Origin of the sequence: Fischerella muscicola PCC 7414 (assembly GCF_000317205.1) — a bacterium.
Taxonomy (GTDB): domain Bacteria; phylum Cyanobacteriota; class Cyanobacteriia; order Cyanobacteriales; family Nostocaceae; genus Fischerella; species Fischerella muscicola.
Window position 1 is genome coordinate 19,846 of sequence record NZ_AJLK01000007.1, and the last position, 9,661, is coordinate 29,506.

Annotated in this window: 7 protein-coding genes; 1 reads left to right on the forward strand and 6 read right to left on the reverse strand. The window is 42.4% G+C overall.

Going from position 1 to position 9,661, the window contains the following annotated elements; all coding sequences use genetic code 11:
- Window positions 1-84: 84 nt before the first annotated feature.
- The 6 genes from cysK to folK form a co-directional block, all read right to left on the reverse strand.
- Complete coding sequence (gene cysK, locus UYI_RS0100990) at window positions 85-1,044, reverse strand: cysteine synthase A (protein WP_026085673.1); 960 nt, start codon at window positions 1,042-1,044, stop codon at window positions 85-87.
- Between the two features lie 94 nt (window positions 1,045-1,138).
- A complete protein-coding gene (locus UYI_RS0100995) occupies window positions 1,139-1,576 on the reverse strand; it encodes an RrF2 family transcriptional regulator (protein WP_026085674.1) in 438 nt (145 codons plus the stop codon).
- A 196-nt stretch (window positions 1,577-1,772) separates the two neighbouring features.
- Window positions 1,773-3,584: an iron uptake porin gene (locus UYI_RS0101000; RefSeq protein WP_016864831.1), complete on the reverse strand. Its 1,812-nt coding sequence runs from the start codon at window positions 3,582-3,584 to the stop codon at window positions 1,773-1,775.
- 417 nt (window positions 3,585-4,001) lie between these two features.
- Window positions 4,002-4,283, reverse strand: coding sequence for a 4a-hydroxytetrahydrobiopterin dehydratase (locus UYI_RS0101005; protein WP_016864832.1), 282 nt, complete (start codon window positions 4,281-4,283; stop codon window positions 4,002-4,004).
- A gap of 1,299 nt (window positions 4,284-5,582) precedes the next feature.
- On the reverse strand, window positions 5,583-6,149 hold the full coding sequence (locus UYI_RS0101010; RefSeq protein WP_016864833.1) for an NUDIX hydrolase: 567 nt from the start codon (window positions 6,147-6,149) through the stop codon (window positions 5,583-5,585).
- A gap of 146 nt (window positions 6,150-6,295) precedes the next feature.
- Window positions 6,296-6,844, reverse strand: coding sequence for a 2-amino-4-hydroxy-6-hydroxymethyldihydropteridine diphosphokinase (gene folK / locus UYI_RS0101015; protein WP_016864834.1), 549 nt, complete (start codon window positions 6,842-6,844; stop codon window positions 6,296-6,298).
- 201 nt (window positions 6,845-7,045) lie between these two features.
- Between folK and UYI_RS0101020 the strand changes: the two genes are divergently transcribed.
- Entirely contained in the window at window positions 7,046-9,523 is a 2,478-nt protein-coding gene (locus UYI_RS0101020) for a transglycosylase domain-containing protein (RefSeq protein WP_016864835.1), read from the forward strand.
- Window positions 9,524-9,661: the final 138 nt, after the last annotated feature.

The window sequence follows — 9,661 nt, forward strand, 5'->3', positions numbered from 1 at the left end:
CACTAGAGAGCGCGGGGATGAAAGGTAGGTGAAAACTTGAGTTTACCTGCCTTCAAAATTTTAACAGTTTGGACAAGTTCTCATTTAAATGTTGCCTACTCTGGCTTCTATTAAGTCTTGAAACAAAGGTGTACTGAGATACCTTTCCCCGAAACTGGGCTGAACCATCACAATTAAGCGTCCCTCATTTTCCGGACGCTGGGCAACACGAATTGCTGCACACAAAGCAGCCCCACTGGAAATGCCAGAAAGTAATCCTTCCTCTCTTGCCAAACGCCGACCATAGGCGATCGCTTCATCATCGGTGACAGTAATGATTTCGTCAATTAATTTTACCTTCAGTACTTGAGGAATAAATCCTGCCCCAATCCCCTGAATTTTGTGTGGGCCGGCTTTTCCTCCCGATAAAACTGGACTGTTGGCTGGTTCGACTGCGATCGCCTTCATGCTTGGTTTGCGTGCTTTGATTACTTCCGCCACACCCGTAATTGTGCCACCAGTCCCAACCCCTGCTACAAGTATATCTACTTTACCTTCAGTATCTTCCCAGATTTCTTCTGCTGTTGTTTCCCGGTGAATTTGCGGGTTAGCAGGATTACGAAATTGCTGCAACATATAAGCATTGGGTAGTTTGTCAACAATCTCTTGTGCTTGCCGAATCGCGCCACTCATACCTTCAATTCCTGGGGTGAGTTCGAGTTCTGCACCGTAAGCCCGCAACATCGCCCGTCGTTCAGCACTCATTGTCTCTGGCATTGTTAAAATCAACCGATAACCTTTAGCTGCTGCCACCATTGCTAAGGCTATGCCTGTATTGCCAGAAGTGGGTTCTACTAATACTGTTTTGCCAGGAGTAATCAATCCCTCCTCTTCGGCAGCATTAATCATGCTGATCCCAATACGATCTTTGACTGATGCTGCTGGATTCATACTTTCCAACTTTACGACAATCTCGGCTACACAGCCTTCTGCTTGGGGAATACGGTTGAGCTGTACTAAGGGTGTACGCCCAATCAGTTCTGTAATGTTACGAGCAATTCGCATTATTTTGTCCTTGGTCAATTCTACTGTGTTGGTGGTTAGTGGTTGATAGTTGATCGGAACAACCAACAAACAACAACCAACAATCAACAAATCACTAAATGTAGTACATAATATCTAACTGCCGTCGGGAATCTCGTTTTTCACAAAGTTCGGCAAGTGTGTATTTTTGTAAAACTGAATTTGCTGCTTGACGTGCTTCTTGCCAAATTTCTTCTACAACAGCACCATCTACAGTTTTAGGCTGATCTTCTTCAGACGTATGCACCCTATCTAAGCCTTCCACACATCCCAAAACTTCAAAAAGCGTGATTTTCCAAGGTTCTCGTGCCAACAAATAACCACCTTTTGATCCTCGTTGGCTCTTGATTAGACCCCCACGCCTCAAGATTGCTAACAGTTGTTCTAGATAGCGGTCAGGTATATTCTGTTGTGCTGCAATTTGACGAATTTGCAGCGGTTCTCCACTTTGGTAGTGGACTGCCAATTCTAACATGGCTAAAATTGCGTATTCTGATTTACACGATAGTTCCACGGTCGAGAATGGGAAAGAAATGATCCTTTTACTTTTTTAGTATACTCCGGTTCTCCACTGGGGTTTGTTATTTTTACGATTAAAAACATAAAAAACCCCGCCCTGAGGCGGGGAAAATATTTTTGTTATTGTTGGTTGTTTCTTCAGCATTGGAAAAAACTACCAATCAACAACCAACTACCAACAACTAACCAAATTAGAAAGTAAAGGTTGTTCTGAGTGTACCGATGATGGCATCGTCGTTATCGCTACTTTGACCAGGAGCGGTTAACCAGATGACGCCAGGAGTGATGGAAATATTATCGCTGACTTGGTATTTGTAGAAGCCTTCAATGTGGTACGGTACATCACCATCTCTAACGCCTGCAACTCTGTTGAGAGAATAGGGTTCAGCACCAGCGAAAATACCCAGTACGTTGCCTTCTTTTCCGAAGTTAGGCAAAGCAACTCCTACACCATAGGTCCAAGCTTCAAAGTCATCGTTAGATCCAAAGCCAGTAACATCATGGTAAGAAACGAAGCCACTTACAGACAATCTATCACTGGGTCTAAAAGCAGCTGATATACCGTAGGAATTACTAGAAGATCCGTCTGTAACACTCAAGTTATTAGCTTGAGCAGTACCGACTACAGAGTTATTTACAGAACCCGCATCGAATAGAGAACTACCTGCACCATGATAGCCATGAACGTAAGTTGCTGCTATTGCTAAGCGATCGCTTAAATTAAAGTTTAGTTGTCCTAGAGCAGCATAGTTGCCGTTGAATATACCTGAACCTATACCAGGATTATTCGGTTCAGACCCCAAGTAACCCACGGTGACTGAAGTTGGTAGAAGGAAACTGCGTCTTTCGCCAAAGCCGAAGTTAACTGCTGCACCAGCACCACCACCAATACGGAAGATGGGATTTTCAGAAGCAAAGGTAGACAACGCACCATTACCACCGTCGTAATCTTCAAAGTAAGGGTTAACGGTAGCAGCAACGTCGCTCCAAATACCACCAGTGGCAGCAACATAAACTCTGGCATTATCACCCAATGGGAAGTAGTATGACAACCAGTCTATAAAGACGTCGTTGCTGTTATTAGGATCACCAGTAATGTTAAAAGTTTGTAGACCTTCAGCACTACCGTCAGCACCAATGTCTAATCTCTGGGCATTCCCAGTTGCAAGACGGGTGTGTAAAACATCTCTACCTGTGAAGCTGGTTTGCAAATCTAGACGAACCCTGTTTTGGAAAACAGTGTTGTTGTCAGCATTATCATCATTACCAAAAGTATCAGTGAGAGCAAAGATCGCTTCACCAACTAGTTTGGTTGTAGTTGAGAACTGGTTAGCTTCCAACTCCGCTGTCCGTGCTTCTAATGCATCTACACGACCACGTAAGGTTGCTAGTTCTGCGGAAAATTCTTCTTGTAACCGCTGCAAGGTCGCCAAATCTTCTTTGGTGACTAACTCAGCTGTCGCTGTGGCAATTAATTCATTGACCCGATCCAAACAAGCATTTAAACCTGCGGCAAATTCATAACGGGTCAAAGGACGATTACCACGATATGTGCCGTTGGGATAACCTGCAATACAGCCATAGCGCTCAACTAAGGACTGAAGTGCTTGGAATGCCCAGTCAGTTGGTTGTACGTCGGAGAACTGAGAAACCGATGTCACTTGCGCTTGGGAATTAGTAGTTTTCCCTTCGCTGCCATATTGGTTAACTTGCTCTAGGACGTTAACTTCTGTTTGCTGCTGTACTTGAGCTAGCTGTTGTACCTGTGTTTGTTGTTGTACCTGAGCCAGGATATCTGACTGCTGTGGCATTTCTGTTGCGCCAACAGAAGCAGTATATTCTGTTTGTGTAGAATTGCCTTGTTGTTGGCTGGTTGATAAATCTGTTTTGATGACTTCAGGGGTGGCGCTATTAGGAGCTGCGATCGCAGTTGCTGAAACCAACATTGTGGCTCCTAAAACTGCTGGACTGACCACCAATGATTTCCACAAGATATTAGACATCGTTCCTGTTCTCCTCACACCTCGTTCTATACATTATGGTTTGCTGCAACTATTGCCGAATCTGTGACTTCTTGTTGAAACCTGTGGATGAGGCATATTGCCCTTAAAGACAATTTTAGTTTTTGCCAAGCTAAACAGTAAATTAAATTCTAGAAAGTTAAGCTTTATGTGATTAACTTACGCAAAAACATATCCTTATAGCTTGTCATTATAAAACATCTGAGTCAGATGGCAACACGTGAGAGTTCGCATATACAACTGTCACATTTCCCTTGGTTAATCTTGAAATTTCAAGCATAGTTTAGTGCCCTAAATCATAAAATTGATCACCTCTTAAAAAACCATACCCAAAATCTACTTGTTAAAACTTAGACAGGTCTGTTGTAATTTATGATTTCAGCTACTAAGAGTAATTACTTAACTTATCTGAGAAATCTCCTTGGCTAACTCAAAATCTTTCTGCGTTAAACCACCTGCATCATGGGTTGTCAGTGTAATTTTAACTTTGTTATAAGAAATCTCTATATCTGGATGATGCCCTGCTGACTCAGCGGGTTCAACAAGTTTATTGACAAACTCTATTGCTTGTAAAAAATCTTTAAACTTACGCTGACAGGACAATTTTGACCCCTCTACTGTCCAGCCTGAGAGGTTGCTTGCTAAATCCTGAATTTCTGCCTCTGTAAGTAACTGTGCCATATCATCAACTCCTAATTTAATTAGTTAGTAATATTTTGTGTTTGAGGAGGTTGATAATGGAAATCACTACTCTAAATTCTATGCTTTTATCTAGCCAGAAAGACTCAATCTCATGCCTGCTTAAATACTTGTACTATCTGTCAGCGTCGATAATGGGTAATTAGGGTATTAGCTCATAGGTGTGAGCGCAATCGGAATATAGAGTAATGATTCGGACTTAATATATTATTGATAATGAACTGGCAAAATAAAAGATAGTAGATTTTACCTAATATTTCACCACATTGATTTTCATAGGTTGGCCAGATCCCCGACTTTTTTAAAAAAGTCGGGGATCTAACCCCTCGCAACTCCTCAAAACTTATGTGGTCGAGTAATAAATGAATTTTTGATTTTGTTGTTACCTCTGCTAAAAGTAGGATATTTTTGGCTTTTACGTTGAAGTTTCCATTGAAATATTTAGCTTTATTTACCCTAATGCCAAGACGCAGTTAATTGCGTAGGGTTCCCATGATTTGATACACAATTATAGTTTTTTTATAAAATTTTTTTAAAACTTAAACCAAGCAAGAGCTATGCCAATTTAAGAAAGCAGAAGGGCAGATAAAGCGCCCAGACACGCAGATAACCAAACGCGTATCCTCTTCGTTCGCTAAACTATAAAATATCTATATGTAAGAGGATGTTTGTAAAGTCTAATTTATTACTAGCCCAGGCGACTAGAAGTCGCACGCCAGGTGCTTTATGCCGGGAGACCCGTCCACCGCACTGGCTTGGCTACACAGGCAAAACCCGCCTGCGCGGGTTCATATCCTTACTTTTTTATTAGTCCACGGAGGTGGACTTTGCTTGTGTAGTAGCGAATTCTATTCGCCCAAAACTTTTCAAACATCCTCTAAAAACTATCCGCTCTTACTTTAGATCCGGTGATCTAGGTAAGAGCGGTCTAGTTGGGTCTTCAGGTTGCAACCTAACTGCCGGAAGGAACTCCCAATCAGCTTAGCTGCTTGAGGTAACTTAGTCTCTCAATAAGACTAAAGCTGACTTTTAGAGAACAGCCCCGGCGCACAGCCGGCTTACTGCAACCTGATGACCCATGCATTTACTACTATCTGTCATGGGCATCACCTCCTTGTTGCCTAAGCGGTGGTAGTCTCAAAAAGGCAGAGCTTATTAGCTCCGGGTTGTTTACAACAATAAATACAATATAGCACAAGGTTTAATGATTGCTGCAATTGTCAACACACTTGTTGTGGGAAAAAGGTGAATTTTTACCCTTTACCCTACAAGATGCATTGCTCAAATGTCTTTTTTATCACCCAAAAGGAAATTACGAACTAGGAAAAAGCTAGAAATCGATTTAGCATCTATAGGTTCACCTTGTAGAATCGCTTTCTCCAACTCTTGCGGAGTCAGTAAAACTGTTTCTATATCCTCGTCTTCTTCTTGTGCTGGTGGTGTTTCCAGCTTTTCTAAATCTTGAGCCAAAAAAGCATAAATAATTTCATCAGAATATCCAGGAGCAATAAAAAATTCTCCCAAGGTTTGCCACTTATGAGCGCGATAACCAGTTTCTTCTTCTATTTCCCGCTTCACTGTATCCAAGGGATCTTCGTTTGCCTCTACAGTTCCTGCTGGAAACTCTAACAACCTTCCCCCAACTGCAAAACGATACTGACGTACGAGAACGAGTTTACCCTCTGGCGTTATAGGTACAGCTAAAGCGCCTCCGGGGTGACGAATGCACTCCCACTCTCCTTCTGATTTGTTAGGCAAACGCAAGCGGTTGACCTCAAAATCAAACTTACGTCCTCTGTAGAACAGACGTTGTTTTAGTAGTTGGGGTAATTCTCTACCTAATGGCATAGTTAAGTTTTTTAGTTTAATAAAAGTCGCAAGAAAAAAGGTGGATGGATTTACAGGGTGTAAGGGTGTCACGGCAAATCATTTCAACAAATAACAACACCCATATACCCTGATTCCCCTACACGCCTAATTGTATTGCTGTAAAATCATATATTCGTTAATAAATGCACTTCAGAACAGTCTACATCTTTAGCTAGTTCTTGAATGGAGCGTCCGGTGACTGGCTCTACCCAATTTGGGGCTATTTCTGCTAACGGCACTAAGACAAAAGCACGTTCCCGCATTCTCGGATGGGGAATTTGCAAGTTTGGCGTATGCAAAATTAAGTCATCATATAACAACAAATCTAAATCCAGTGTGCGAGGGCCCCAACGCTCTTTCCGGACGCGCCCAAATTTTTTTTCTACTTCTAGCAAGCTTGCCAATAATAAATCTGGTGTCATATTGACTTGCATAATCACACAACCATTCAAATAGTCTGGTTGTGGTGGACCTACAGCTTTAGTTTTGTACCAATTGGATCTCGCTTCTAAGATAATACCTGGTATTTGAGCCAAATTTTTGATAGCCGTCTCTAAAATTGTATAGGAATCTCCTATGTTACTACCTAAAGCTACTGCAACAGACTTCCACTCATCTTTGCTGGCATCGTTTGTTTTCTGTAGCTGGAGTTTGCTGTTTGCAAATATTTTCAACTATTTTCCGACTCCAAAATATTACTGAAGAGCAGGTATAAATCTCGCAAATATCTTTAATATTAATCTTAAGAAATCTTATTTGTTATATAGTGAATTAAGTGAATAATTTATTAGGATACTGTACAAACACAAACGTTGTGTACCAATCTGAAAATTTCATGGTGGTTAGGTTGGAACTACTGAAAGTGAGGAGCTGACGTGGGGAAGTTTACCTCCTGGTTTAAAGAAAGAACTACAAAATTGAGTGATTCTCAAACAGAAAAATCTGGGTCGGCAGTAGGTGATACCCAAGCAAAAGAGGAATCCACAAATGAACAAAATCATGATGAGAACCGGCCACCAACAAAACTAGAGCAAGCTAAGCAGATATTAACTCAGGTAGTTGCCAAGCTTCCTGGCAGTCATAAACCGTTATACCGTCGTTATTGGTTTTGGGCTGGCTTGGGCGTCAGCGGCGGTGTCGCTGCTGTTTGTTATGGAGTTTGGTCAATAGACCAGACATTACCAAATAAAACTGAACTCAGTGCTGTTGTCAGAGAGCAAACATTAACCATCAAAGCTGCTGATGGGACGATTTTGCAACAGCAGGGAGAAGCAACTAGAGAACAGTTGAAACTAGAGGAAATACCAGATAAATTCAAAAAAGCTTTTATTGCCTCAGAAGATAGAAGATTTTACAAACACGATGGTGTTGATGCCCAAGGAATTGTGAGAGCAGTTTTAAATAATTTGCGATCGCAAAACGTCGTCGAAGGTGGTAGCACCATCACCCAACAGCTAGCACGAATTCTCTTTCTCAAACAAGAGCGGACAATTTGGCGTAAGCTCAAAGAAGCTCGTCTGGCACAGAAAATCGAAGACCAATTGTCTAAAGACCAGATTTTAGAGCGTTATCTCAATCTAGTGTATTTGGGTTCAGGAGCCTACGGGATTGCAGATGCGGCATGGGTGTATTTTAGTAAACCAGTGCATGAACTCACCTTAGGGGAAATGGCAGTGATCGCTGCTTTACCTCCGGCCCCAAACCGTTTTTCACCCCAAGTAAATCTAGCATCTGCCCAACAGCGGCGGAATCTAGTTTTGCAACGGATGTATGAAGACGGGTATATTACCAAAATTGAGAAAGATATAGCAGTTAGCGAAAAATTAGCCGTTAGGCCAAGTCAACCCAAACGCTGGCAAGTTGAAGCTCCCTACTTTATCAGCTACATCCAGAAAGAACTGCCTAAATATGTTTCCCCAGAGGTTTTGAATGCAGGCGGTTTAACGGTGGAAACCTCCTTAAACTTGTCTTGGCAAAAGATGGCAGAAGAAGCAGTAGATAAAACTTTACGTAATCAAGGTAGCTGGGAAAACTTTAAGCAAGCAGCTTTGGTGGCGATTGATCCCCGTACTGGTGCAATCAAAGCGATGGTTGGGGGAAAAGATTTTAGCAAAAACCAATTTAATCGTGTTACCCAGGCACAACGACAGCCAGGGTCGACTTTTAAAGGATTTGTGTATGCAACAGCGATCGCTACTGGTAAAAATCCCTATGATGGTTATGAAGATGCACCCTTGATTGTGGATGGTTACGAGCCGAAAAACTTCAGTGAGAATTTCTACGGCTGGATGAATATGAGAGATGCTCTCACCAAGTCAATAAATATTATTGCGGTGAAAGTATTGATGGATATAGGATTTGAGCCAACAATTAAGCTTGCTCATGATATGGGAATTAAATCGGAACTCAAGCCGATGTATTCTCTAGCTCTTGGCTCAAACGAAGTAAATTTACTGGAACTAACAAGTGCTTACGGTTCCTTTGCCACACAGGGATTACACGTAGAACCCCATGGCATCACCCGTATTCTCAACCGCCAAGGGCAGGTAATTTGGAGAGATAATTTTCAGCCAAAGCGTGCTTTAGATGCAGAAAGTGCCGCAATTATGACCTGGATGTTACGTAATGTGGTAAACGCAGGTACAGGTGGTGCTGCTCAATTAAATGATAGACCTGTTGCAGGTAAAACTGGTACTACCGATGAAGCTCGAGATTTGTGGTTTATTGGCTTCATACCCCAGTTAGTAACAGGCGTATGGTTAGGTAACGACGACAACAAACCAACTGCGGGTAGTAGCAGTACAGCTGCTTACACCTGGCGGGAATTCATGGAAAAAGCAACAGAAGGAATGCCAGTCGAGAAGTTTCCGGAAAGACCGAAGCTAGAAGGTCGCAAAGGTACTATTAAAGCACAACGCATCAAAGCTAAACGGATTGTTAATCCTCCTGCTCCTTCTAATAACGAGAATTCTGATGGGCAAAGTCAACAGGTAGATTCCAATAATAGCCAAGGGCGATCGTCCCGCAGAAGAAGATACAGAAGAACTAATTATCAACAGCAAGAACAGCAGCAAGAACAAACCCCAAGACGACGCAGACGCCGCTATCGAGAACAGCAAGCAGTTGACGACTCCAGTTCCCAAAGAAGCTATCGGCGTCGCTATCGTAGTTACGAATCAGCTTCTAGTAGTGATTTTTCGTCATCTCAATCACGGCGACGACGTAGACAATATTCAAATTCTTCTACGCCTGTAATCCCTCGAGTCAGGTATACGCCGTCTGCTAGTAGTTCTTCTAGTTCCACGCCTGCATCTTCTTGGCGAGAGAGACTGAAGCCAAGTTCCTCACAGTGAAATGGGGTGATGGGGTGATGGGGTGATGGGGTGATGGGGTGATGGGGTGATGGGGTGATGGGGTGATGGGATGATGGGATGATGGGATGATGGGGTGATGGGGTGATGGGGAGTGTGAGGAGTAAGTATTAAACAACT

Excerpts from the sequence above, each read along its gene's own strand:
- UYI_RS0101005 (WP_016864832.1), bottom strand. The coding sequence starts at position 4,283 with ATGGCACAGTTACTTACAGAGGCAGAAATTCAGGATTTAGCAAGCAAC.
- cysK (WP_026085673.1), bottom strand. The coding sequence starts at position 1,044 with ATGCGAATTGCTCGTAACATTACAGAACTGATTGGGCGTACACCCTTA.
- UYI_RS0101000 (WP_016864831.1), bottom strand. The coding sequence starts at position 3,584 with ATGTCTAATATCTTGTGGAAATCATTGGTGGTCAGTCCAGCAGTTTTA.
- UYI_RS0101010 (WP_016864833.1), bottom strand. The coding sequence starts at position 6,149 with ATGCCATTAGGTAGAGAATTACCCCAACTACTAAAACAACGTCTGTTC.